Here is a 24,574-nt window from a genome sequence, read left to right as displayed (position 1 = left end):
TCGGTCTCACCACAGTCTCGGTTCGGTATCGGTGCGCCTCCGACGAAACCGGCGTCCACGTTTCTAACATCAGCCTCAATGGCAACTCAAACATCATCAGTCACACGGACCGCAGGCTTGTTGATGGTCACCGCGGTCCTCGGGGCCACGGCGCTCAGCGCCTGCACCCCGCGGCCCGACGGTCCCGAGTCCGCCGCCGAACAGTTCTTCGCGGCACTGGCCACCGGTGACACCGCCGCCGCCGCGGAGCTGGCCGACCGGCCCGACGATGCCAAGACCGCCCTCAGCGAAGCGTGGAACGGTGTGCAGGCCACGGGGCTGGACGCGCAAATCCTGGGTTCGAAGTACACCGGCGACACCGGCAGCGTCGCCTACCGCTACACCTGGCACCTGCCGAAGAACCGCACCTGGACCTACGACGGGCAGCTCAACCTGATCCGCGAGGAGGGCCGCTGGGAAGTGCGCTGGAGTGCGACCGGGCTGCACCCGAAACTGGGCGAACACCAGACATTCGCGTTGCGGGCCGACGCACCGCGACGTGCATCGGTCAACGAGCGTGGCGGTACCGATGTGCTGGTGCCCGGCTACATCTATGCCTACGGGCTGGATGCCAGGGCAGCCGGTTCCGCGCTGATGCCGACGGCCCGGGCGGTCGCCGACGCACTGCGCGGCTTCGACCCTGCCCTGGGTGACCCCCAGCGACTTGCCGAGCAGGCCAGCTCATCGGCGCAGCCGATGAGCCTGATCACGTTGCGCCAAGCCGACAACGACCGGATCGCGCCCGCCATCGGCCGGCTGCCCGGCGTCGTCATCACCCCACAGCCCGAAATACTGCCCACCGACGAAACTTTCGCCCCCGCGATCGTCAACGAGGTCAAGAAATCAGTGGCCGACCAGCTCGACGGGCAGCCGGGCTGGCGGGTCGTCAGCGTCAACCAGAACGGTGTCGACGTCGAAGTACTCAACGAGGTAGCAGGCGATCCGGCACCGTCGATCACCATCAGCTTGGACCGCGCCGTGCAGGACGCCGCACAGAACGCGGTCAACACCACGGGCAAGCAGGCGATGATCGTCGCACTCAAACCGTCCACCGGCGAGATCCTGGCGGTCGCTCAGAACGCGGCCGCCGACGCCGTCGGACCGCTCGCAACCATGGGGCAGTTCCCGCCCGGATCGACCTTCAAGATGGTCACCGCCGGGGCGGCCATCGAGCGCGACATGGCAACGCCCAACACTCTTTTGGGTTGCCCGGGCACCCTGGACATCGGGCACCGGACGGTCACCAACTACGACGCATTCGACCTGGGCGCGGTGCCGATGTCGCGAGCGTTCGCCAACTCGTGCAACACCACGTTCGGTGAGCTAGCCAGCCGGATGCCCCCGCGCGGCCTTACCCAGGCTGCCGCACGCTACGGCATCGGCACCGATTACCAGGTGGACGGCATCACCACGCTGACCGGCTCGGTCCCCCCGACGGTGGACCTGGCCGAGCGCACCGAGGACGGTTTCGGTCAGGGCAAGGTGCTGGTGAGCCCGTTCGGAATGGCGCTGGCGGCCGCGACAGTCGCGGCGGGCCGGACGCCGGTGCCTCGACTCATCGAGGGGCGCCAGACCATGGTCGACGGTGCGGGCGCCCCGATCACCCCCAAGATGGTGGACGGACTGCGCCCGATGATGCGGCTGGTGGTGACCAACGGCACGGCCAAGGATCTCAACGGGCTCGGCGACGTGCGCGGGAAGACCGGTGAGGCCGAGTTCATCGGAGGCTCGCACTCCTGGTTCGCCGGTTACCGCGGTGACATGGCATTTGCGGCGCTGATCGTGGGCGGCGGCAGTTCGGAGTACGCGGTGCGGATGTGCAAGACCATGTTCGACGGCCTACCCCCGGCCTACCTGGCCTGAACGGCGGTACCGTTGAACCTGCCATGACAGGGATCAATGAACAATCCGTGGAGCTGCGGGTCTCCGATGCCGACCGCAACGGGACCATGCGCAGGTTGCACAATGCGGTTGCGCTCGGCCTGATTGATATCGCCGAGTTCGAGGAGCGTTCGGCAATGGTGTCGCTGGCCCGGCTGCATTCAGACCTTGATGCATTGGTGGGGGACCTGCCCGGGCCAGGGGCGATCGTCACCACCGCCGCCGACCGTGTCGAGTTGCGGGGTGTGCTCGGTTCGCTGAAACGCCAGGGTGAATGGACGGTTCCGACCCGGCTGGCATTGGTGCGTCGGATGGGTTCGGTCGAGCTGGACCTGACCCGGGCCCGGTTTGCCGGTCCGATGGTGGTCATCGAGCTGGACATGAAATTCGGGTCCCTGGAGATCAGGCTGCCCGAGGGCGCCAGCGCCTCGATCGACGATGTCGAGGTGATCGTGGGCAGCGCCGACGATCACCGCCGCGACGCGCCCGCCGACGGCACCCCGCACATCGTCCTCACCGGCAAGGTGGTGTGCGGTTCGGTAGATATCCGTGGGCCGCGCCGGAACTGGAAGCTGACGCTGCGCCGGTCCTGATCTGCAGCGCTCCTCAACGCGGCTCAAGCACCGCGAACGTCAGCGTCGCCCGGGCCGCGAGCCGGTCGCGGTCGACGTCGGTGACATCGACAGATGTCACGATGAGCCGTTTACCGGCCCGCACCACCTTGGCCTCCGCGCGGGCGGTGCCCATGATCGGGGCCAGGAAGTGGATGTTGAGGTCGGCGGTCGTCACGTCATAGCCCACACCGCTGGCATTGCCGGCCAGCATGCCCGCCGCGATGTCGATCAGGGTGGCCACCAGCCCGCCTTGCAGGGCGCCGCGGACATTGGCGAGATCGGGCCGGTTGTCCATCTCCAGCACCAGCCGGTCGGTGGTCGACTCCACCTCGCGGTAGTCCAGTAGTTGCAGCACATGAGCGGTTTCGGTCATCGCCGGGCCTCAATCATCCTCGTACGGTAACACCATTACCGGTTGCCGAGAGGGGTGCTCTCCTGCGGTGTCACCGCGGCAGGCATCGCCGATGGGCTGACGATTAAGCTGTCCGCATGCCAGTTCGTACCGCCTTGCGCCCCGGCGTCCAGTCACCGACCCTGCCGGTCCCCAAGTCGATCCCGCGACCGGAGTACGCGTGGAAGTCGACCGTGCAGGAGGGGAGCGAGCCCTGGGTGCAGACCCCCGAGGTGATCGAGAAGATGCGCGTCGCGGGACGGATCGCGGCGGCTGCCCTGGCCGAGGCCGGCAAGGCCGTGGCGCCCGGCGTCACCACCGATGAGCTGGACCGCATCGCCCACGAGTACATGATCGATCACGGTGCCTATCCCTCGACTCTGGGCTACAAGGCATTTCCCAAATCCTGTTGCACCTCGCTGAACGAGGTGATCTGCCACGGCATCCCGGACTCGACCGTGATCGAGGACGGTGACATCGTCAACATCGACGTAACCGCCTACATCGACGGCGTACACGGCGACACCAATGCCACCTTTCTGGCCGGTGATGTCTCCGAGGAACATCGGCTGCTCGTCGAGCGCACCCACGAAGCGACCATGCGCGCCATCAAGGCGGTCAAACCCGGGCGTGCCCTCTCGATTGTCGGCCGGGTGATCGAGGCCTACGCAAACAGGTTCGGCTACAACGTTGTTCGTGACTTCACCGGGCACGGCATCGGCACGACGTTCCACAACGGGCTGGTGGTGCTGCACTACGATCAGCCTGCCGTCGAGACCGTGCTCGAACCGGGCATGACCTTCACCATCGAACCGATGATCAACCTCGGGTCGCTGGACTACGAGATCTGGGGCGACGACTGGACCGTGGTGACCAAGGACGGCAAGTGGACCGCACAGTTCGAGCACACCCTGGTTGTCACCGAGGACGGCGCCGAGATCCTCACCCAGCCGTGAACAACGCACCGTGAGCGGGGCACTGCTGGTCGCCGGCACGACCTCCGATGCCGGCAAGTCGATGGTCGTGGCGGGTCTGTGCCGGTTGCTGGCCCGCACGGGTGTGTCCGTGGCGCCGTTCAAGGCGCAGAACATGTCGAACAACTCGGCCGTGACTGTCGACGGCGGCGAGATCGGCCGCGCTCAGGCCATGCAGGCCAGGGCCGCAGGGCTGGCGCCCAGCACCCGATTCAATCCCATCCTGCTCAAGCCGGGTGGGGACCGCACCTCGCAGTTGGTGGTCCGCGGCCAGGTGGCCGGAACCGTGGCCGCGGGCGACTACTTCACCCACCGGGACCGGCTCGCCACGGTCGTCGCCGACGAATTGGCCTCGCTGAGATCCGAATTCGACGTGGTGATCTGTGAAGGGGCCGGGTCACCGGCCGAGATCAACCTGCGCGCCACCGACCTGGCCAACATGGGGCTGGCCCGCGCGGCAGACCTGCCGGTCATCGTGGTGGGCGATATCGACCGCGGCGGTCTGCTGGCCCACCTGCACGGCACCGTCGCCGTGCTGGCCCCCGAGGACCAGGCGCTCATCGCGGGATTCGTCGTCAACAAGTTCCGCGGCGACCCGGCCCTCCTCGAGCCCGCACTGCGTCAGCTACTCGAGCTGACGGGTCGCCCAACCTACGGCGTGATCCCGTTCGATGACGGAATCTGGCTCGACACCGAGGATTCGGTGTCGGTTCGGCCCGGCGGGCTGGTGGGCACACCGCAACCACCTCGCGGGGCGCAGACGCTCACGGTCGCCGCCGTCAGGCTGCCGCGCATCTCCAACTCGACCGACATCGAGGCCCTGGCCTGCGAACCGGGCGTGGTGGTGCGCTGGGTGGCCGATGCCGCCGACCTGTCGGGCGTCGACCTCGTGGTGATCCCGGGCAGCAAGGCCACCGTCAGCGACCTGGCGTGGCTGCGTCAACGCGGTCTGGCCGCGGCCATTCTCGATCACGCCGCCCAGGGACGGCCTGTGCTCGGGGTGTGCGGTGGGTTCCAGATGTTGTGTCGCCGCATCGATGACGCCGTTGAGCACGGGGCGGCGGGACCGATCTCCGTCGAGGGTCTTGGTCTGCTCGACGCCGACATCGAATTCGCCCCAGAGAAGACCCTGCGGCACTGGGAAAAACCCCTGTGGGGCTACGAGATTCATCATGGGCAGGTGACCCGTACGGCGGCCGATGACTGGCTCGGCGTCGGGCTGCGCTGCGGGATGGTCTACGGCACTCACTGGCACGGCCTGCTCGACAATGACTACGTACGCCGTGCCTGGCTCACCGAGATCGCCGCCGGAGCCGGTCGCGACGGGTTCGTGGTTGCCGATGACATCGACGTGCAGGGCCGGCGGGACGCCCAGTTGGACCTCATGGCCGACCTGTTGGCCGCACATCTCGACATCGACGCTGTGATGGGCCTGGTGCGGGATGGGCCCCCACCGCGACCCACCATGAACACTGCGCTCGTCGGCCCACGCCGGTAACCTGGGCAGATGAGTCGGCGCCATCGGTCGGTGGCAGTTTTGGTCGGGCTGGCCGCCCTGGTGACGGTGTCCGGCTGCTCATCCGTGGTCGCCGGGACGCCCACCTGGCCGGGCGCCATCCTGGAGAAGGTGTTGCTGACAGCCGCCGACTTCCCGCCCGGCGTGCAGTTCGACCGGTTGACCGAGGACGGTGCCGGTCCGGGTGGATCGGGCGGGCCGCCACCGATGCTGTCCACTCCGGCCGGATGCAGTGACGGGCTGACGCGGGTGATCGCCGAATCCGCCGAGCGGGGTCCCGGTAGCGCCGCGCAGTACATCGTCGCCTACGACGGGGCGCGCGTGGTGCTGACCGTGATGACCGCACCGTTGCCACTGGACCGCCTGGCGGCCACCGCGCAGCGCTGTGCGCAGTTCTCGACCTACTTCGATCCGTCGGACCAGGGCATCCCGATGACCACCACCAAGCTGGCCACACCGCGCGCATCGGCGCTGGCCTATCAACAGACCATGCGCCTGGGTGGTGGCGAGCAGAGCATCTTCTTCGCGTTCGAAAACGTTGGTAACTGGGCGGTTTTCGGCATCGCGTTCCCGACGCAGAATCCATCGGTTACCGCCAAAGGTGCATTGCCGCAGACATTTCTGGACATTTTCGGCGCCCAGGCCCAGCGTCTGGACACACGCTGACGCAGGCGTCAGGACAATGGTGATTCCGGCCCGCACGTCGCTACTGGACGGTAGTTTGTCCGAATGCTTACCACCGTCGCGACGATCGACGGATTCACCACACCCGTCGACGTCTCGGGACCCGACACGGGTTCCACCGTGGTGGTGCTGAGCGCCGGCCACCATGGTCCGGCCGCCTACGAACAAATATGTCGACGGTTGCACACCGCGTCCCTGCGCACAGTGATCATCGGACCTGATCCGCGACTGACTGCCAAGTCCGTGGTCGGCATTCTCGATTCGCTCGACATCAAATGGGCGCTGCTGGTCGGTGACCGGCTCGGGGGAGAACTCGCCTGGGAGCTGGCTGCTACCCGGTTGGACAAGTTCATCGGCCTGGTGGTGGTGGATCGCGGGCACCCACGCGTCGCCGACGCCACGGGCGTGATCCGCGACGACGAATGCCCTCCAGTGGAGATGAACACCACCGTGCTGGTGAGCACTCCCGCGGCCCGCGCCGTGGCCAAGGCCAGCCAGCGCTATGTCTACGGCGACTTTCGGTTGGTGGAGATGCCGGGCCGACGCAATGCCGGCGACTCGACCGCGCAGTTGGCAGCCGAGATCGTGATGCGCACCAGTAGTTGGTGACGAGCGCCCAGAGTCACGCTGGAGTGACGCCCGACCTCGAGAGTCACGCTGGAGTGACAACAACTGTGAAAAAGCGGCGGCCCGGCTTCGCGCGGGCGCTCAGTCAGCCGCCTCCGAAGGCGTCCAGGCTTGTGGCAAACCAGGCTGCTGCGGGAACAGGAAATCCACAAAGGCCGCCGCCGTGGGCTGTGGCTCGTGATTGGCCAGCCCGGGACGTTCGTTGGCCTCGATGAAGACATACTCGCGGCCCGTCACATCGGGTACCAGCAGGTCGATCCCGGTCACCGGGATGCCGATCGCGCCGGCCGCGGCCACCGCCACCCGGCACAGCTCGGGGTTCACCTCGGCGGTGACGTCGTGAATTGTCCCGCCCTGATGCAGATTTGCCGTCCGCCGGACCCGTAGGCGTTCACCCTCGGGTAGCACATCGTCGAGCGACCAGCCGGCGTCGGCAACTGTTCCCAAGGTGACGTCGTCCATCGGGATGCGCGATTCCCCGCCGGTGGCCGCGGCCCGACGCCGGGACTGTGTCTCGATGAGCTCGCGCACCGTGTGCCTTCCGGTGCCGATCACCTCGGCGGGCTTGCGGATCGCTGCGGCCACCACCTTGCCGTCGATCACCACCAGGCGAAGATCGTCGCCGGCAGCGCGCTGTTCGATCAGCACCTCCGGGTACTGCTCGCGCGCCCGGTGTAGCGCCGCGTCCAACTCCTCATCGCCGTCCACCCCGACGGTGATGCCCTTGCCCTGCTCGCCGCGGGTCGGTTTTACCACCACGTCGCCGACCTCGGACAGGAAGTCGTGATCCTCGTTGCCGAAGGTGGCCAGCCGGCCCTTGGGTACCGTGATGCCGGCGTCGGAAACGATCCGCCGGGTCTGGCGTTTGTCGTCGCAGCGCGCCATGGCCACCGCAGAGGTGAACTCCGAGAGCGACTCTCGGGTGATGATGCTGCGTCCACCGTGCGACAACTTCATCTCACCGGCGCCGGCGTCGAGCACTTCGACCCGGATGCCGCGGCGCATCGCCTCGTCGGCGATGATGCGGGCATACGGATTCAGATCGTCGACCGTCTCCGGCGGATGTGTGAACAACGGCTCGTTGATCGCGTTCTTGCGTTTGACCGCGAGCACCGGGACCCGATGGAAACCGAGCTTCTCGTACAGCGCGATCGCGGCGGAATTGTCATGGGCCACCGAAAGGTCCAGGTAGGCCCGGCCTCGCTCGCGGAAGATCCCGGCCAGGGTCCGGGTCAGCGCGTCACCGACTCCGGGCAGGCCTGCCGCGGGATCCACCGCCAGGCTCCATAGGCTTGACCCGTCCTCGGGGTCGGCGAACAACCGCTTGTGATCGACGCCGGTGACCGTTCCCACCACCGTGCCGTCGTCGTCGCGCACCGCGACGAGGTAGACCACTGCCGGGGTCAGGGTGTGGTTGTGCCAGATGACGTCGACGGGGGCGGGGACCATTCCGCACCGGACGTACACACGGTTCATCGCGTCGGCATCGGCCGGTGTCTGCAGCGTGCGCACGGAGAACCCGACCGGTTCGGCGTCGTCCAATTCGTCGGTGAACCGCAGCCGGTAGGTGTGGCTCGGGTCGATGAACAACTCGGCGGGGGAGCGGGCCACCAGCACGTGCGATTCGCGGGCGTAGATGCAGATGTCGCGGCGGCCCGGACCTTCCTGCTGCAGTACCTCGGCAAGTTGCTCGGGGTCGGCGAAGGTTTGCCCGAAAATGAGTCGGCCCCAACCTAGTTCTAGCACCACATCGTTGGCCATGGCGTCGACGAGATGCTGCGGTGAGGCGTCGTGCAGGCCGAGCGTGATCGCCTCGGTGTGATCGGGCACCGACGAGGGGGCCGACGCGTCATGCTCGGTGGCGGTCACGCCGCGGATCCCGTCACGCCGTGGCGCTGCAGCCACAGCTCGAGCAGCGCGATCTGCCACAACTCGTTGCCGCGCAACGGGGTCAGCTTGCCGTTCGGGTCGGCCAACAGGCGGTCGACGGCCTCGGGACGAAACAGGCCGCGCTCCTTGGCTTCTGGCGCAAACAGCGCGTCTCGGACGAGATCCAGGTACGGCCCTTCGAGGTGGGTCAGCGCCGGGACCGGGAAGTATCCCTTGGGACGGTCGATGACAGCTGCCGGGATCACCCGGCGCGCAGCCTGTTTGAGCACACCCTTGCCCCCGTACGCGGTCTTGAGGCCGGGCGGGCAGGTGGCGGCCAACTCGACGAGCTCGTGATCGAGGAACGGCACCCGGCCTTCCAGCCCCCACGCCATGGTCATGTTGTCGACCCGCTTGACGGGGTCGTCGACCAACATCACGGTGGTGTCCAGACGCAGGGCCCGATCGACACCGCCCTGCGCGCCTGCCGCTGCAAAATGATCGGTGACGAATGCCCCGCTGGGGTCGCCCTCCGCGCGGTAACTTTCGCTGATCAGCGCGGCTACTCCGGTGCTGTCGCGGTCGAAGAACGCGCCGCGGTAGCTGGCCACGGAACCGTTCAGGTCGGCGGCGCCCGGCTCGGCCATCGGCGGGTACCAGTGGTAACCGGCGAACACCTCGTCGGCGCCCTGGCCGGACTGCACCACCTTGACGTGCCGCGACACTTCCTGGCTGAGCAGGTAGAAGGCCACACAGTCATGGCTGACCATCGGCTCGCTCATCGCGCCGATCGCACCGTCGAGGGCGGGCAGCATGCGGTCGGTGCCGATCCGGATCTGGTGGTGGTCGGTCTCGAAGTGCTCGGCGATGATGTCGGAGTACATGAACTCGTCGCCGGCCACTCCGCCGACCGACTCGAAACCGATCGAGAAGGTGGACAGCCCGTGTTGGCCGGCCTCGGCGAGCAGTCCGACGATGAGGCTGGAATCGACGCCGCCGGACAGCAGACAACCGACGGGCACATCGGCTACCAGTCGACGCTCGACAGCACGCCGCAGCGACTCGAGTACCGCGTCCTCCCAATCCTTTTCCGACCAGTCGGCCCGGTCGGCGTGCCGGGTGAAGTCCGGTGACCAGTAGACCGTGGTGTGGCGGCTGCCGTCGGGTTCGATCGCGACGACGGACGCGGGCGGCACCTTCTTGATGCCCTGCAGGATCGTCAACGGCGGCGGCACCACCGAATGGAAGGTGAGGTAGTGGTGGAGCGCGATCGGATCGATCCGGGTGTCGACGCCGCCGCCGGCCAGCAGCGCCGGTAGTGACGAGGCGAACCGGATCCGGCGGTTGTCCTCGGTGATGTAGAGCGGCTTGATGCCCAGCCGGTCGCGGCCCAGCAGCACCCGGCCGGTGTCACGCTCGACGATCGCGAACGCGAACATCCCCATCAGGTGTTCGACGAACCGGTCACCCCAATGGTGATAGGCCTTGAGCAACACCTCGGTGTCGCTGTGCGAGAAGAACCGGTAGCCGTGCCCGGACAGCTCCCGGCGCAGCTCTTGGTAGTTGTAGATGCAGCCGTTCCAGCAAACGGTCAACCCCAGTTCGGGATCGACCATCGGCTGGGCGCCGGCTTCGGTCAGATCGATTATTTTCAGGCGACGATGACCCAGCGCGACCCGGCCTTGCGACCACACACCGGCCGCGTCCGGACCCCTGGGCGTCATCGCGTCTGCCATGGCCGACACCGCGGAAATATCCGGTGTCCGGCCATCGAGACGCACCTCCCCGGCGGCTCCACACATCAGTTCGACCCTACACAGGATCTGTCGGCGGCGCGTCAGCCGCGGTGTGTCGGGGGTGTGACCCGGAGATGTCGGGAGGTGCCTTTATCCTGCTCACATGAGGCCTGGATTCGGCTTCGGCATTGCCCGTGACGAGCTGATTCGCGATTTCGGCGCGCAGTCGATCGTGCGCGGTGAATGCTATGCCGCCGAGGGTCGCGTCCGGGACATCGAGTTCGATGACGACGATCGAGTTTTGCGCGGACGCTGTGTGGGTTCGCATGGTGAGCTCTACGTCCTTGAGGTCGGGCTGTCGCCGGGAAGTCGGGCCGTCGTCGAGTGGGCGTTGTGTTCATGCCCCGTGGGGTCGTTCTGCAAACATGCGGTTGCCCTGGTGCTCGTGGCTGCGCCTTCAGGCACGGCGGATCCGCCGGTGGAGCGTTGGCGTTACGTGCTCGACAAGGTCCTCGACGAGGTCACCGTCCCCGCCGGGGGCGGCAAACCGATCGCGCTGGAATTCTCCATCGGTGCCCCCACCCGGTACCGCCCAGGGACGTTGCTGATGGTGCGCCCGCTTTCCCTCGGCAAACGGGGCACCTGGATCACCCGGGCGTTGACGTGGCGCCGACTCGTGGACTACGCCGACGCGGGCGAGTTCGATCGCGACCAGTACCGGGCGGTGCGGGCGCTGGTGTCGGAGATAGAGCGCTACTCAGCGCCGCGAGGCGGCGATCCGATGATGCTCAACGGAATGCCCGCCACCCTGTGGCCCAGGCTCGACGACGTGCTGGATGCAGGCGTCACGATCCTGGCCGACTCCGCGTCAGGTATCCGGGCGGTCGAGTTGGCCAAGAACGTCCGCCTCCGGTTGGACTTCGCCGCCGAGGGCGGCGGCGGTGCGGTGATGTCGGTGTCCCTGGTCGTCGATGGGCAGGAACGCGACCCCGACGGCGTCGGGCTGATCGGGATGCCGGCTCCGCACGGGATGTTTCAGGTTGTCGATTCGGTGCTACGGCTGGGTGCCTTCGATCCGGTTCCCGGGCGCACCATGGCCGAACTACTGGGCCATCACGAGCAGGTGCACATCCCCGCCGATATGGCTCGTGAACTCGCGGTGGACATTTTGCCCCGCCTGGCCCGCAGCGTGGACATGGAGGTCGCCGACGGCGTCTTCGTACCGCCGACCATCACCGGCCCGCTGGCCGCGTTGACCGTCAACATCGTCGACGGCGGTGCGCGAGTCTTCTGGAGCACGCGGTACGAGGTCAACGATCAGCATCACGACTTCGACCCGGTGTCGTCGGCCGGGCTGATCGGGTACCGCGACATCGCCGCCGAGGAGGAGCTCTGGCAGCGGGCGATGCCGGCCTTGCGGGCAGTCGCGGCGGCCGCGCAGGACTGGAAACGTCAAGCGGCACAGCATGTCAATCGCTGGATCTCCACGACGCTCGACACCGACGCCGTCCACGAGTTGCGGGCCATCGTCAACGCTGCGAGCGCCCTGGACGCGGCCACGGTGGCGTCCCGACGCACGCTGCTGGGCGGGGTGAACCTCACCGCGGTGGAGGCCGCAGTGTTGTGTGACCAGACCCTGCCGCAATTGGACTTTTTCTCGGATCTGATCGTTGACGCCAATGACCGCTACCGTGCTGCCGGTGCCGACCCGGTGCTGTCGTTCTCCGGGGACACCTCCGTTCCGGGTGACTGGTTCAGCCTGAACGTCACGGTGAGTGTGGACGGCGAGACGGTGGCACTGCCCGAGGTCATTCGTGAATTATCCTCTGGGGCAACGCATATGCTGCTGCCGTCGGGTATCTACTTCCGGCTCGACACCCCGGAACTGGTCCGGCTGAGGGCACTGCTGGACGAGGCGCGCGCGCTCGGCGAGATCGACGGGGACCGGGTCAACGCCGCATCACTCAACATCACGTTGTGGGACGAATTGCTTGAGCTCGGCGTCGTCGACGAGCAGCTCGCGCGGTGGCGGGCCAATCTGGCGCGCTTGGCCTCCGCTCGTCCGCCGGTGCCGATCGAACTGCCGGCGGGCCTTGATGCCGAACTGCGCGACTACCAACGTGACGGCCTGGACTGGCTTTCCTTCCTCTGGGACAACGGAATCGGCGGCATCCTCGCCGATGACATGGGTCTGGGCAAGACCGTGCAGACCCTGGCACTCCTCGCGCGTGCCGTGAGCGGTGGCGCCGGGAAGTTTCTGGTGGTGGCGCCCACCAGCGTTGCCCGCAACTGGGTGTCAGAATGCAGCAAGTTCACCCCTGGTCTGAACGCGGTGGTCGTGACCTCCACCGCTGCCCGGGCAGCCGTGGACCTGGCCGAACAGGTGGCCGCGGCGGACATCGTCGTCACCTCCTACACGCTGCTGCGCATGGACGTGGCGGCCTACTCGCAAATTCCGTGGGCCGGAATGATTCTCGATGAAGCCCAGTTCGTCAAGAACCATCACAGCAAGACGCATCAGGCCGCTCGGCTCCTCGACGTGCCGTTCAAGTTGGCGATCACCGGCACACCAATGGAGAACAACCTGATGGAGTTGTGGTCGCTGCTGTCGATCACGGTGCCCGGGCTGTTCCCGTCACCGAAGGTGTTCGAGACCTATTTTCGTAAGCCGATCGAATCGGGAACTGCCGACGATCTGCTACCGGTGTTACGCAGGCGGATCAAACCGGTGCTGTTGCGCCGGACGAAAAGTCAGGTGCTCACCGAGCTGCCACCGAAGAGTGAGCAGGTGCTGACCATCGGCCTGAGTGCCAAGCATCGCAAGATCTACGACACGCGGCTGGCCCGGGAGCGTCAGAAGGTGTTGGGACTGCTGGGGGACTGGGAAAAGAACCGGTTCCAGATCTTCCGGTCGCTGACCCTGCTGCGTCAGCTGAGCCTGCATCCGGGATTGGTCGACGACTCTGCCCGCTCAGTGGGGTCGGCCAAAATCGACTTCCTGGTCGAACAGCTCGATCAGCTGGTGGCAGAGGGGCACAGTGCGCTGGTGTTCAGCCAGTTCACCGGATTCCTCGCCATCGTCCGGGCGCATCTGGATTCGGCGGGTATCGCCTACAGCTACCTCGACGGTTCCGTCGACTCTGACGGAAGGGCCAGAGCCATCGAGGAATTCGGTGCCGGCGCCAAGCAGGTGTTTCTGATCAGCCTGAAAGCGGGTGGATTCGGTCTCAACCTCACTGCCGCCGACTACTGCTTCCTGTGTGACCCGTGGTGGAGCCCGGCGGCCGAGGCTCAGGCCGTCGACCGGGCCCACCGGATCGGGCAGGCCCGCCCGGTCAGCGTCTACCGCCTGGTCGCGGAGAACACCATCGAGGAGAAAGTGGTGGCATTGCAGGACCGCAAGCGGGCCCTGTTCGCCGCGGTGGTCGACGACGGTGAGCTGTTCGGCTCGACCATCTCCGCCTCCGACATCCGCGAACTACTCGCCTGATCACCGGGATACTGCGGTAGCGGAGGTGTCGACCTGATGATCTCGACGATCGAGACCACCGCGTAGAAACGCCACACGACAATAGAACCTTTTGGGTCTGTTGTCCTACCTTTTACAGGTGACAATCATGCTAGTTCAGTGCACGATCGTGACGTCATCGACGAGGCAATGGTCGGCTGGCCCGCGGGTTGGCCGGCAAGTCCGCTACGGGCAGGAGGGAGCGCAATGAGCCAGAACCCCGGCATGCTGGCCCAGGCCGACCTGGAGCGGATGGTGACCGCAGGTGAGATCGACACCGTGATCGTCGCCTTCTGCGATATGCAGGGCCGGCTCACGGGCAAGCGGGTTTCCGGTCGGCTGTTCTTGGAGCAGGTTGCCGCGCACGGCGCGGAGTGCTGCAACTACCTGCTCGCAGTCGATGTCGAGATGAACACCGTCGATGGCTACTCGATGTCGAGTTGGGACACCGGGTACGGGGACATGGTGATGACCGCGGATTTCAGCACCCTGCGGGTGGTCCCGTGGCTGCCCGGCACCGCGCTGGTGATGGCTGACCTGTCGCGGCTCGACGGTAGCCCTGTCGAGCAGGCGCCGCGGAGCATCCTCAACCGGCAGATCGACCGTCTGGCCGAGCGGAAGCTGGTGCCCTACGTCGGCACCGAGCTTGAATTCATGGTCTTCGACAACACATTCCGCGAGGCGTGGGCGGCGGGCTATCGCGACCTGACACCGGCCAGCGACTACAACGTCGACTACTCGATGCTGGCGTCCACCCGGATGGAACCGCTGCTGCGCGACATCCGCCTCGGCATGGAGGGTGCCGGGCTGTACTGCGAGGGCGTCAAGGGGGAGTGCAACCTGGGTCAGCAGGAGATCGCCTTCCGCTACGACCACGCCCGCAACACGTGCGACAACCACACCATCTACAAGAACGGCGCAAAGGAGATTGCCGACCAGCACGGCAAGAGCCTGACGTTCATGGCGAAATTCGATGAGCGCGAAGGGAACAGCTGTCACATCCACATCTCGCTTCGCGGCGACGACGGGGCACTCGTATTCACCGACGAGTCCGGGCCGCACGGGATGTCGTCGATGTTCCGCAGTTTCATTGCCGGTCAACTGGCCACTCTGCGCGAGCTGACCCTTTTCCATGCGCCGAACATCAACTCCTACAAGAGGTTTTCCGACGGCAGCTTTGCGCCCACCGTCATTGCCTGGGGCCTGGACAACCGTACCTGTGCGTTGCGGGTGGTCGGCCACGGGTCCGGTATGCGGGTGGAATGTCGGGCGCCCGGGGGCGATGTCAACCAGTATCTGGCGGTGTCGGCACTGATCGCCGGGGGACTGCACGGCATCGATCACGAGCTGGAACTGCCCGAGGCGCTGCCGGGCAACGCCTATGCCGTTGAGGCGCAACGGTTGCCCACCACCTTGGCAGAGGCGGCCGAGTTGTTCGAGAAGTCCGAGGTGGCGCGCGCGGCCTTCGGGGACGACGTCGTCGAGCACTACCTGAACAACGCGCGGGTCGAACTGGCCGCGTTCAACTCTGCGGTGACCGACTGGGAAAGGGTTCGCGGTTTTGAGCGGCTCTGAGACGGGCGGTGCGAGCGCCTGGCCGGTGATCGGCATGACGACCTATCTGCAGCAGGCGCAGACGGGAGTCTGGGACGTGCCGGCGAGTTTCCTGCCGCAGGTCTATTTCGAAGGCGTCACCCGCGCCGGTGGTATCGCACTGCTGTTACCGCCGCAGCCGGTGGATCGTGAGATCGCCGACCGGGTGCTCGACCGCGTCGACGGGCTGGTCATCACCGGCGGCCCGGACGTGGATCCGGCACGTTATGGGCAGCAGCCCCATTCGGCCACCAACGAGCCGCCTACCGAGCGCGATGCCTGGGAGTTCGTCCTGCTGGAAGCCGCTCTACGACGCGGTATTCCGGTGCTCGGCGTGTGCCGCGGGGCGCAGGTCCTCAACACGGCGCTCGGCGGCACCCTGCACCAGCACCTGCCCGAGGTGATCGGGCACAGTCATCATCAGAAGGGCAACGCGGTGTTCGGCACATCGGCGGTACGCACCGTGCCCGACACGTTGCTGGCCGCCCTGATCGGCGAGACGTCGGATGCGCAGTGCTATCACCACCAGGCCATCGACCGGCTCGGTGAGGGCCTGGTGGTCAGCGCCCGCGACAGCGACGGCGTGATCGAGGCCGTCGAACGCGACCCGGCGCTGTCCGGCGAAGCGTTCGTGCTGGGGGTGCAATGGCACCCGGAGGAAAGCCTCGACGACGTGCGGTTGTTCACCGCCGTGGTGGATGCCGCCAGAACCTATGCGACAGAAAGAATTTCATGACGTCCAGCCAGGTCATCAACCCGGCCACCGAGGAGGTGCTGACCTCGGTCCAACTCTGTGACGTGGCCGGCGTCGACGATGCGGTGGCACGCGCGGCCGTGGCGCAACGCGCCTGGGCCAGGTTGGCGCCGGCCGATAGGGCCGCCGCACTGCGTGCCTTCGCCGCCGTCGTCGATGCCCACATCGATGAGCTTGCCGCCCTGGAGGTGGCCAATTCCGGGCATCCGATCGGCCAGGCCGAATGGGAGGCCGGGGACGTCCGCGACGTCCTGCAGTTCTACTCGGCCACTCCGGAGCGGTTGAGCGGCAAGCAGATCCCGGTGGCCGGCGGCCTCGACGTCACGTTCAACGAGCCGCTGGGCACGGTCGGGCTGATCACCCCGTGGAACTTCCCGATGACGATCGCCGCCTGGGGTTTTGCACCCGCACTGGCCGCAGGTAATGCTGTGCTGCTCAAGCCCGCGGAATGGACGCCGCTCACCTCGATCCGGCTCGGTGAACTCGCCGTCGAATCGGGTTTGCCGGCCGGGCTCTTCCAGGTGCTGCCCGGCAAGGGTTCGGTGGTCGGGGAGCGGTTCGTCACCCATCCCGGCGTGCGCAAGGTGGTGTTCACCGGGTCCACCGCGGTGGGGACGCGGGTGATGGCCGGGGCCGCGGCTCAGGTCAAGCGCGTCACCCTGGAGTTGGGCGGCAAGAGCGCCAATATCGTGTTCGACGACTGCGATCTGGCGAAGGCCGCGGCCACCGCACCTTACGGGGTTTTCGACAACGCGGGCCAGGACTGCTGTGCGCGCAGCCGGATTCTGGTGCAGCGCAGCGTCTACGACCGGTTCATGGAGTTGCTCGAACCCGCGGTCCAGGGCGTGGTTGTCGGGGATCCCACGGCGCGCGAGACCGAGATGGGGCCGTTGGTGTCGCGTCCGCACTGGGAATCGGTGTCGTCCTATGTTCCCGACGGTGCCCCGGTGGCATTCCGGGGCTCGGCCCCCGAGGGGCCCGGGTTCTGGTTCCCGCCGACGGTGTTGACCCCGCAGCGCACCGACCGCACGGTGACCGACGAGATCTTCGGTCCGGTGGTGACGGTGCTGCCGTTCGAGGACGAGGCCGACGCCGTCTCCCTCGCCAACGACACCCCCTATGGTTTGTCCGGCTCGATTTGGACCGACAATCTCTCGCGCGCGATGCGGGTGTCGAGGGCGGTGGAATCGGGCAATCTCAGCGTCAACTCACATTCCTCGGTGCGCTACAACACGCCGTTCGGCGGGTTCAAGCAGTCGGGTCTGGGGCGCGAGTTGGGACCCGACGCACCGCTGTCTTTCACCGAAACCAAGAATGTCTTTTTCGCAGTAGAGGAGTTGTAGATGGATCTGACCCAACGCCTGGCCGGCAAGGTTGCCGTCATCACCGGAGGCGCCGGTGGCATCGGCCTGGCCACCGGGCGGCGGCTGCGGGCCGAGGGCGCCACGATCGTGGTCGGTGACATCGACCTGGCCGCGGGCGAGGCCGCCGCCGAGGAACTCGACGGGCTGTTCGTCGGTGTCGACGTATCCGACCAGGACGCCGTCGACCATCTCTTCGACACCGCAGCAGCGACATTCGGCTCGGTCGACATCGCGTTCAACAACGCCGGGATCTCGCCGCCCGAGGACGACCTGATCGAGACCACCGAGCTGCCGGTCTGGCAGCAGGTGCAGGACATCAACCTGAAATCGGTGTACCTGTCGTGCCGGGCAGCGCTGCGGCACATGGTTCCGGCAGGCAGGGGCTCGATCATCAACACCGCTTCGTTCGTCGCGGTGATGGGTTCGGCGACCTCCCAGATCTCCTACACCGCGTCCAAGGGCGGAGTGCTGGCGATGTCGCGCGAGCTCGGGGTGCAGTACGCGCGACAGGGTATCCGGGTCAACGCGCTGTGCCCCGGCCCGGTGAACACCCCGCTGCTGCAGGAGTTGTTCGCCAAGGATCCCGAGCGTGCCGCGCGGCGCCTGGTGCACGTCCCGGTCGGCCGCTTCGCCGAGCCCGAGGAGTTGGCCGCTGCGGTGGCGTTCCTGGCGAGCGACGACGCGTCGTTCATCACGGGTTCCACGTTCCTGGTCGACGGCGGCATCAGCTCCGCGTACGTGACGCCGCTGTGACACCCGGGTAGCCGGCCATGCCTGCCCCCGTCGGGGGCTCGTCGGCGCTACTGCACGGCTTTCTGGACTAGATTTGATCTGTGCACCAGCACGGTAAAGAGGTCCAGGTCGAACGCGCATCGTCAGCCCTGGCCGATGTCGACACCCCGGGATGGGCGCAGCGCTTCGACCTGCTGTCCGACCCGCACCGGCTGGAGATCCTGCTCGGCCTGCACCGGGCACCCGGCATCTGTGTGAGTGACCTGGCCGCGGCTCTGGGCCGTTCGGAGAACGCCGTCTCCCAGGCGTTGCGGGTGCTCCGCGAGCAGGGGTGGGTCACCTCCACACGGGTCGGCCGTACGGTCAACTACCGACTTGAGGACGAGACCGTGCATGATCTGCTGCACTGGATCGGGGCGCGGCACGGCTGAAGCGACGTTCTCATCTGTTCACCTGGACAGATAACAGTGCTGGTCTTACGCTCGATCGATGACCATCGGTGTACCGCCGACCACCGTCCGATCTCCCCGACCGGCCACCAGTTTTGGTCGCGCTGACTGGACGTCGATTGCCGCGGTCACCTCAGTGGTGCTGGTGCTCCACGTCATCGGTTGGGGTGTACTGATTTTCAGTGTTGCACCCCAACACATCTCGCTGGGCTCGGCCGGCGTGTTCGGGGTGGGCCTCGGCGTCACGGCCTATCTGCTTGGCGTGCGGCACGCATTCGACGCCGACCACATCGCCGTCATCGACAACACCACGCGAAAGCTGGTCGGTGAGGGCACCCGGTCGGTGTCGGCGGGCTTCTGGTTCTCCCTGGGCCATTCCAGCGTGGTGTTCGGGCTCGCGCTGCTGCTGGCGCTGGGTGTACGGGCGCTCGTGGGGCCGGTCCAGGACGAGAACTCGGCGACGCTTCAGACGCTGGGGTTGATCGGCTCGCTGGTGGCCGGCACATTCCTGATCTTGATCGGACTGACGAATTTGGTTGCCGCAGTGGGCATCGCCAAGGTTTTCCGCGCGATGCGTACCGGCGATTTCGACGAGGCGGAGCTTGAGCGGCAGCTCAACAGCCGGGGATTCGTGGCCAGGTTGCTCGGCCGGGTCATGCGGCGGGTCAACAAGCCCTGGCACCTGTACCCGGTGGGGTTCCTGATGGGGCTGGGGTTCGACACCGCCAGCCAGGTGGCGTTGCTGGTGCTGGCGGCAGGGACGGCGGCCTTCACGCTCCCGTGGTACGCCATGCTGGTACTGCCGGTGTTGTTCGCGGCGGGCATGAGCCTCTTCGACAGCGTCGACGGCATCTTCATGGCGCGGGCCTACGGCTGGGCGTTCCTGCAGCCGGTTCGCAAGGTCTACTACAACCTGACCGTCACGGTGCTGTCGGTGATCGTGGCTCTGGGGATCGGTGTGATCGTGCTGACCGGCCTGCTGGTGGAGCGCCTCGATATCGCCGCGGGGCCTCTGGCCTTCGTCGGGTCGGCGGACCTGGAGTTCGTCGGCTACGCGATCGTCGGCCTTTTCGCACTGAGCTGGGGTGTGGCCCTGGGGATTTGGCGGTTCGGCCGGATCGAGCAGCGCTGGTCGGCGCGGGCCTAGTCGACCAGGCCCAACAACGCATTCTCGATCACTTCGGGCAATGCCGGATGAATCCAATACTGGCCACGGGCAACCTCTTCGGCGGTCTGCCCGAAACTCATCGCCTGGATCAGCGGCTGGATGATCGAGGATGCCTGATGGCCCATGACGTGTGCGCCCAGGATCTTCCCGGTCTCGCGATCACCGATCAACTTGGCGATGCCGGTGGTGTCCTCCATGGCCCAGCCGTACGCGGTGTCGCCGTAGGCCTGGACCTTGGTGACGATGTCGTACCCGTCTTCCCGCGCCTGTGCCTCGGTCAGTCCGACCGTGGCGATCTGCGGTTCGGTGAACACCGCCGACGGTACGAACCGGTGGTCGCTGCGCACCATCGCCTCGACGTCGTCCCAGTCGCACAGCAGGTTCTCCTTGACCACCCGCGACTCGTGGTTGGCCACGTGCTTGAGCTGATAGTCCGATGACACATCGCCGAGCGCGAAAATGCCACGCGCCGTGGTGCGTTGGTACTCGTCGACGATCACCAAGCCGTCCTCGTCCACCTCGACTCCGGCGAGTTCGGCGTCGAGTAGATCCCCGTTGGGAATCCGGCCGGTGGCCACCAGCAGCATGTCGGCGTTCACGGTCTTGCCGTCGTCGAGCTCGAGGACGACCTTGTCGCCGTCCTGATGGGAGCCGATCACGTTCTCATGCCTACGCAGATCCCACTTCTCGGCGGCCAGTTCGCTGAAGCGGTGGCAGATCGTCTCGTCGCAATGGCTGAGCAGGCAGTCACCACGCACCACGATGGTGACCCGCACTCCCAGCGCCGAGAACACGTGGGCGAACTCGGCCGAGACGAAACCGCCGCCCACGATCACCAGATGCTCGGGCAGTTCGGGGATCCGCATGATGTCGTCGCTGGTGTAGTACTTGACACCGCAGTCCACGATGGCCGGCGGGATGTACGCACGTGAGCCCGCAGCGATCACCACCTGATCGCTGCTGAATTCTTCACCGTCCTCGGTGCGCAGCGTGTAGCGGCCGTCGGCGGTTGTGGGGCCGAACCGGGTGTGGCTGGCGTACACCGTGATGTGGGAATCATTGCGACGGTAATCCTCGCCGCCGGCCGCGATCGGGTCGATTCGGCCGAACACCCGGGAGACGATGTCGGGCCAGCGCACTTTGTCGATGTGCGCGTCGACCCCGAACCGGGCGGAGTCCGCCACCGTGTCCGCCACATCGGCGGCGTAGACGAACATCTTGGTGGGGATGCAGCCGACGTTCAGGCAGGTGCCCCCGAAGGTGCCCTGCTCACAGATCGCGATCTTCATCCCGGCATAGCGCTCGTCGAGAATGCTGTTGCCCGAGCCGGTACCGATGATGGTCAGGTCGTAGTGCTCCATGCGCTGTCCCTATCCGGAAGATGTGGTGCTCGGCCTGGTGTGCAGACTGAGGTAGTAATCCAGCCACTGGTTCAACTCGAGGTACGCCGCCTCCCGCGCGTCGGCCATCGACAGGAATACATCGTGTTTGGCGTCGGAGATCGGGGCGACCGTGGTGCGGTTACCGACACAACCGGACCATCGGGCGATCTGACTGACATCCAGCACCGCGTCACCGCGTTGCATGGCTGCCGGATCGGAAGATTCGGTGATACTGCGGTCTGACCGCAGGATCAGATTCGGCACGCCAACGTCGAGGCCGCGGTGCAGGCGGGCCTGCCCACGGCGGATCGCGTTGATCCAGCCGAGCGTGACGGGGAAGCCGCCCAACGGTTTCCACTCCAGGTTGTAGTCGAACTCACCGCCGTAGTCGCGATGCAGCGTGGTGCCGTAACCCCCTTCGGTGGGTTTGCGGATCACCGACAGCTTCCGTAGCCGCGCCAGGGCGATCAGGGCCGCCGACGTGGGCGCCGTGCGCAGGACCGCCGGTCCGTGCAGATCGAAGAACGGACTGTTGAGTACCAGCCCGCCGACATGATGAGTGGACAGACCGCCACTGCGCCGCAGCCGGTCGGCGAACAAGGTGAGGATCAAACCGCCGGCCGAGTGCCCGTACAGGCACACCGTAGCGTCGCCGGTGTCGGCGGCGATCACCTCCAGCGCCCGCTGCAGCTCGTGGTCGTACCGCGCCAGATCGGTGGTGAAATGTGCGGTCTGGCCCTCGTGGCGCGAGCGTCCGCACTTGGGCAGGTCCAGCGCATAGAAGGCGAACCCGCGGTCGGCGAATCGATCGGCCAGTTCGGTGTGGAAGAAGTAGTCGGTGTAACCGTGCAAGGCCAGCACGGCGTGGGCGGATCGCCCTGCCGCGTCCCCGGGTCCACGGCGCACCAGCGTGGCGACCAGATCACCTTCGCCATCGGGATCGGGTCCTGCATCGATGGTCTGCTGCCAGAACCCCGGCAATACATCCGGCTCCCAGGCGGGCTCCCGTGACGTCACGGTTGCAGCCTAGCCGCGCACCGGAAACCGGCGTCGTGTTGAAGGAGGGGAGTCTGTTGCCGACCCGAGGACCTGCGGAGTTGCTGGACGCCGCGAATGATCCGGGGGTGGGTGGCGGTCATTATCGGGCTGACGAGGCCGGACGGGTGACGGATCGCACTACGATGCCTGGCCAACTGCGATTCGTCGCGCGATAACCTTGGGACAACAGAAAGCCCGTCGACGGCGTCGGGCGCGCAATACAAAGGACGATCGATCAGCGTGTCTGAGGCAAACGTGGGTACGACCATGAAGACGGACGTCGTGCTGGTTGGGGCCGGCATCATGAGCGCAACCCTTGGCGCTTTGATCCGCCTGCTGGAGCCCGACTGGTCCATCACCATGATCGAGCGGCTCGACGGCGCGGCCGCCGAGAGTAGCGATCCTTGGAACAACGCGGGCACCGGGCACTCGGCGCTGTGTGAGCTCAACTACACCCCCGAGCTGTCCGATGGTTCGATCGACACCACCAAGGCGATCAACGTCAACGAGCAGTTCCAGGTGTCGCGGCAGTTCTGGGCCTACGCGGCCGAGAACGGCGTGCTGCCCGACGTGCGCGGCTTCCTCAACCCGATCCCACACGTCAGTTTCGTGCACGGCGCCGGCAACGTCGACTACCTCAGGCGCCGTCGCGAGGCCCTGGTCGGCAATCCGTTGTTCGCGTCGATGGAGTTCATCGACGACAAGGACGAATTCGCCCGCCGGCTGCCGTTCATGGCCGCCAAGCGTGATTTCTCCGATCCGGTCGGGCTGAACTGGTCGCAGCACGGCACCGACGTCGACTTCGGTGCGCTGTCTCGCCAGCTGATCGGTTACACCGCGCAGCGCGGGATGGACACCTTGTTCGGCCACGAGGTGCGCAATCTGCACAAGGAATCGGACGGCAGCTGGACCGTCAAGGTGACCAATCGGCGCACCGGCCTCAAGCGCAAGATCAATGCCAAGTTCGTGTTCGTCGGTGCCGGCGGTGGTGCACTGCCGCTGCTGCAGAAGGCGGGTATCCCGGAGGCCAACGGTTTCGGCGGTTTCCCGGTCGGCGGCGCGTTCCTGCGGACCAACAACCAGGCGCTGACCGCAGGCCACCAGGCCAAGGTGTACGGGTTGCCGCCGCTGGGTGCCCCACCCATGTCGGTGCCGCACCTGGACACCCGCGTGATCAACAGCAAGTCGTGGCTGTTGTTCGGTCCGTTCGCGGGCTGGACGCCGAAGTTCCTCAAGCAGGGCAAGTTCACCGACCTGCCGTTGTCGGTCAAGCCCAACAACCTCATGTCCATGCTCGGTGTCGGACTCACCGAGGTGGGTCTGGTCAACTACCTGGTCGGCCAGCTGCTGCTGAGTGAGGCCGCACGGGTCGAGACCTTGCGCGAATTTGCGCCCAGCGCAGTCGATTCCGACTGGGAGCTCGACATCGCCGGGCAGCGCGTGCAGGTGATCCGGCGCAAGGGCGCGGGCGGCGTGCTGGAGTTCGGCACCACCGTGCTCACGGCTGCCGACGGCAGCATCGCCGGTCTGCTCGGCGCCTCGCCCGGCGCGTCCACCGCGGTGCCGGCCATGCTCGACGTGCTGGAGCGCTGCTTCGCCGATCGTTACCAGGGCTGGGTGCCCAAGCTCAAGGAGATGGTGCCCTCGCTCGGCGCCAAGCTGTCCGATGAACCCGGCCTGTTCGAGGAAGTTTGGGCGTGGGGTAGCAAGGCGCTCCTACTGGACGCACCTGTGACTGCGTGACCGGGGCCGGCGGATGACGGTCGCACTACGCCGCAGCTGGGCCAAAGACCTCGACGTACCCACGCTCTACGAGCTGCTGAAGCTCCGTGTCGAGGTGTTCGTCGTGGAGCAGGCGACTCCGTATCCGGAGCTCGACGGCCGGGATCTGCTCGCCGAGACCCGCCATTTCTGGTTGGAAAGCCCTGACGGTGAGGTCATTTCGACGTTGCGGTTGATGGAGGAGCACGCCGGCGGCGAGAAGGCATTCCGGATCGGCCGGGTGTGCACCAAACGCAGCGCTCGGGGCAGCGGGCACACCACCCGGCTCATGCAGGCCGCTTTGGCCGAGGTCGGCGACTACCCGTGCCGTATCGACGCCCAGACCTACCTGGTCGACATGTACGGCAGGCACGGATTCGTCCGTGACGGCGACGAATTCCTTGATGACGGGATCCCGCATGTGCCGATGGCGCGGCCCGGGGGCCGCACCGACGAGCGCTTGCGCGAGGAGCTGATGTGACCGAGAGCGAGCC

General features: G+C 66.5%; 20 protein-coding genes. 15 read left to right on the top strand and 5 right to left on the bottom strand.

Annotation, left to right across the window (positions count from 1 at the left end; all coding sequences use genetic code 11):
- Positions 1-78: 78 nt before the first annotated feature.
- Positions 79-1,902 (top strand): penicillin-binding transpeptidase domain-containing protein, encoded by a 1,824-nt coding sequence (locus JOF57_RS14835; protein ID WP_209917634.1) that lies wholly within the window; start codon positions 79-81, stop codon positions 1,900-1,902.
- Between the two features lie 23 nt (positions 1,903-1,925).
- Complete coding sequence (locus JOF57_RS14830) at positions 1,926-2,513, top strand: DUF1707 SHOCT-like domain-containing protein (RefSeq protein ID WP_209917632.1); 588 nt, start codon at positions 1,926-1,928, stop codon at positions 2,511-2,513.
- Between the two features lie 13 nt (positions 2,514-2,526).
- Here JOF57_RS14830 and JOF57_RS14825 read toward each other — a convergent pair whose 3' ends face one another.
- Positions 2,527-2,907 carry a PaaI family thioesterase gene (locus JOF57_RS14825; protein ID WP_209917630.1) on the bottom strand — a complete coding sequence of 127 codons (381 nt, stop codon included), beginning with the start codon at positions 2,905-2,907 and terminating at the stop codon, positions 2,527-2,529.
- A 116-nt stretch (positions 2,908-3,023) separates the two neighbouring features.
- Between JOF57_RS14825 and map the strand changes: the two genes are divergently transcribed.
- The 4 genes from map (at position 3,024) to JOF57_RS14805 (ending at position 6,708) form a co-directional block, all read left to right on the top strand.
- Positions 3,024-3,881, top strand: coding sequence for a type I methionyl aminopeptidase (gene map / locus JOF57_RS14820; protein WP_209917628.1), 858 nt, complete (start codon positions 3,024-3,026; stop codon positions 3,879-3,881).
- A gap of 10 nt (positions 3,882-3,891) precedes the next feature.
- The gene (locus tag JOF57_RS14815; RefSeq protein WP_209917627.1) at positions 3,892-5,397 is read left to right on the top strand and encodes a cobyric acid synthase; all 1,506 of its coding nucleotides are present in this window, start codon (positions 3,892-3,894) and stop codon (positions 5,395-5,397) included.
- Positions 5,398-5,406: 9 nt separating this feature from the next.
- Complete coding sequence (locus JOF57_RS14810; RefSeq protein ID WP_209917626.1) at positions 5,407-6,081, top strand: hypothetical protein; 675 nt, start codon at positions 5,407-5,409, stop codon at positions 6,079-6,081.
- 63 nt (positions 6,082-6,144) lie between these two features.
- Positions 6,145-6,708, top strand: a complete 564-nt coding sequence (locus JOF57_RS14805; RefSeq protein ID WP_209917625.1) for an alpha/beta fold hydrolase — start codon at positions 6,145-6,147, stop codon at positions 6,706-6,708.
- 99 nt (positions 6,709-6,807) lie between these two features.
- Here JOF57_RS14805 and ngg read toward each other — a convergent pair whose 3' ends face one another.
- Positions 6,808-8,595, bottom strand: coding sequence for an N-acetylglutaminylglutamine synthetase (ngg, locus tag JOF57_RS14800; RefSeq protein ID WP_209917624.1), 1,788 nt, complete (start codon positions 8,593-8,595; stop codon positions 6,808-6,810).
- A complete protein-coding gene (locus tag JOF57_RS14795; RefSeq protein WP_209917623.1) occupies positions 8,592-10,397 on the bottom strand; it encodes an N-acetylglutaminylglutamine amidotransferase in 1,806 nt (601 codons plus the stop codon). The genes ngg and JOF57_RS14795 overlap by 4 nt, the downstream gene beginning before the upstream one ends.
- A 97-nt stretch (positions 10,398-10,494) precedes the next feature.
- On the opposite strand from JOF57_RS14795, the gene JOF57_RS14790 reads away from it, so the two are divergent.
- The 7 genes from JOF57_RS14790 (at position 10,495) to nicT (ending at position 19,878) form a co-directional block, all read left to right on the top strand.
- The gene (locus JOF57_RS14790) at positions 10,495-13,821 is read left to right on the top strand and encodes a DEAD/DEAH box helicase (RefSeq protein ID WP_209917622.1); all 3,327 of its coding nucleotides are present in this window, start codon (positions 10,495-10,497) and stop codon (positions 13,819-13,821) included.
- A gap of 225 nt (positions 13,822-14,046) precedes the next feature.
- Complete coding sequence (locus JOF57_RS14785; RefSeq protein WP_209917621.1) at positions 14,047-15,414, top strand: glutamine synthetase family protein; 1,368 nt, start codon at positions 14,047-14,049, stop codon at positions 15,412-15,414.
- A 34-nt stretch (positions 15,415-15,448) separates the two neighbouring features.
- Complete coding sequence (locus tag JOF57_RS14780) at positions 15,449-16,168, top strand: gamma-glutamyl-gamma-aminobutyrate hydrolase family protein (protein ID WP_209923369.1); 720 nt, start codon at positions 15,449-15,451, stop codon at positions 16,166-16,168.
- Positions 16,165-17,529, top strand: coding sequence for an aldehyde dehydrogenase family protein (locus tag JOF57_RS14775; protein WP_209917620.1), 1,365 nt, complete (start codon positions 16,165-16,167; stop codon positions 17,527-17,529). Before JOF57_RS14780 ends, JOF57_RS14775 begins: the two co-directional genes overlap by 4 nt.
- Positions 17,530-18,303: a 3-oxoacyl-ACP reductase gene (locus tag JOF57_RS14770; RefSeq protein ID WP_209917618.1), complete on the top strand. Its 774-nt coding sequence runs from the start codon at positions 17,530-17,532 to the stop codon at positions 18,301-18,303.
- Between the two features lie 80 nt (positions 18,304-18,383).
- A complete protein-coding gene (locus tag JOF57_RS14765) occupies positions 18,384-18,713 on the top strand; it encodes an ArsR/SmtB family transcription factor (protein WP_209917616.1) in 330 nt (109 codons plus the stop codon).
- Positions 18,714-18,771: 58 nt separating this feature from the next.
- Positions 18,772-19,878, top strand: coding sequence for a Nickel transporter NicT (gene nicT, locus JOF57_RS14760; protein ID WP_209917614.1), 1,107 nt, complete (start codon positions 18,772-18,774; stop codon positions 19,876-19,878).
- On the opposite strand, the gene mtr is transcribed toward nicT, so the two are convergent.
- Positions 19,875-21,260, bottom strand: a complete 1,386-nt coding sequence (mtr, locus tag JOF57_RS14755; protein ID WP_209917612.1) for a mycothione reductase — start codon at positions 21,258-21,260, stop codon at positions 19,875-19,877. The genes nicT and mtr overlap by 4 nt on opposite strands.
- A 9-nt stretch (positions 21,261-21,269) precedes the next feature.
- The gene (locus JOF57_RS14750) at positions 21,270-22,298 is read right to left on the bottom strand and encodes an alpha/beta hydrolase (RefSeq protein ID WP_209917609.1); all 1,029 of its coding nucleotides are present in this window, start codon (positions 22,296-22,298) and stop codon (positions 21,270-21,272) included.
- Positions 22,299-22,586: 288 nt separating this feature from the next.
- Here JOF57_RS14750 and mqo point away from each other — a divergent pair, with 288 nt between their 5' ends.
- A complete protein-coding gene (mqo, locus tag JOF57_RS14745; RefSeq protein ID WP_234938142.1) occupies positions 22,587-24,062 on the top strand; it encodes a malate dehydrogenase (quinone) in 1,476 nt (491 codons plus the stop codon).
- 13 nt (positions 24,063-24,075) lie between these two features.
- Positions 24,076-24,561, top strand: a complete 486-nt coding sequence (locus JOF57_RS14740) for a GNAT family N-acetyltransferase (RefSeq protein ID WP_209917606.1) — start codon at positions 24,076-24,078, stop codon at positions 24,559-24,561.
- The last annotated feature ends 13 nt before the right edge of the window (positions 24,562-24,574 follow it).

Origin of the sequence: Mycolicibacterium lutetiense (genome assembly GCF_017876775.1) — a bacterium.
Taxonomy (GTDB): domain Bacteria; phylum Actinomycetota; class Actinomycetes; order Mycobacteriales; family Mycobacteriaceae; genus Mycobacterium; species Mycobacterium lutetiense.
The sequence above is the reverse complement of the archived record's forward strand: the minus strand, read 5'-3'. Positions and strand labels throughout refer to the sequence as shown.

Bases quoted from the DNA above. Each gene is read 5' to 3' on its own strand.
- JOF57_RS14835 (WP_209917634.1), top strand. From the start codon at position 79: ATGGCAACTCAAACATCATCAGTCACACGGACCGCAGGCTTGTTGATG.
- JOF57_RS14830 (WP_209917632.1), top strand. From the start codon at position 1,926: ATGACAGGGATCAATGAACAATCCGTGGAGCTGCGGGTCTCCGATGCC.
- JOF57_RS14825 (WP_209917630.1), bottom strand. From the start codon at position 2,907: ATGACCGAAACCGCTCATGTGCTGCAACTACTGGACTACCGCGAGGTG.
- map (WP_209917628.1), top strand. From the start codon at position 3,024: ATGCCAGTTCGTACCGCCTTGCGCCCCGGCGTCCAGTCACCGACCCTG.
- JOF57_RS14810 (WP_209917626.1), top strand. From the start codon at position 5,407: ATGAGTCGGCGCCATCGGTCGGTGGCAGTTTTGGTCGGGCTGGCCGCC.
- JOF57_RS14805 (WP_209917625.1), top strand. From the start codon at position 6,145: ATGCTTACCACCGTCGCGACGATCGACGGATTCACCACACCCGTCGAC.
- JOF57_RS14795 (WP_209917623.1), bottom strand. From the start codon at position 10,397: ATGTGTGGAGCCGCCGGGGAGGTGCGTCTCGATGGCCGGACACCGGAT.
- JOF57_RS14790 (WP_209917622.1), top strand. From the start codon at position 10,495: ATGAGGCCTGGATTCGGCTTCGGCATTGCCCGTGACGAGCTGATTCGC.
- JOF57_RS14785 (WP_209917621.1), top strand. From the start codon at position 14,047: ATGAGCCAGAACCCCGGCATGCTGGCCCAGGCCGACCTGGAGCGGATG.
- JOF57_RS14780 (WP_209923369.1), top strand. From the start codon at position 15,449: ATGACGACCTATCTGCAGCAGGCGCAGACGGGAGTCTGGGACGTGCCG.
- JOF57_RS14775 (WP_209917620.1), top strand. From the start codon at position 16,165: ATGACGTCCAGCCAGGTCATCAACCCGGCCACCGAGGAGGTGCTGACC.
- JOF57_RS14770 (WP_209917618.1), top strand. From the start codon at position 17,530: ATGGATCTGACCCAACGCCTGGCCGGCAAGGTTGCCGTCATCACCGGA.
- nicT (WP_209917614.1), top strand. From the start codon at position 18,772: ATGACCATCGGTGTACCGCCGACCACCGTCCGATCTCCCCGACCGGCC.
- mtr (WP_209917612.1), bottom strand. From the start codon at position 21,260: ATGGAGCACTACGACCTGACCATCATCGGTACCGGCTCGGGCAACAGC.
- mqo (WP_234938142.1), top strand. From the start codon at position 22,587: ATGAAGACGGACGTCGTGCTGGTTGGGGCCGGCATCATGAGCGCAACC.
- JOF57_RS14740 (WP_209917606.1), top strand. From the start codon at position 24,076: ATGACGGTCGCACTACGCCGCAGCTGGGCCAAAGACCTCGACGTACCC.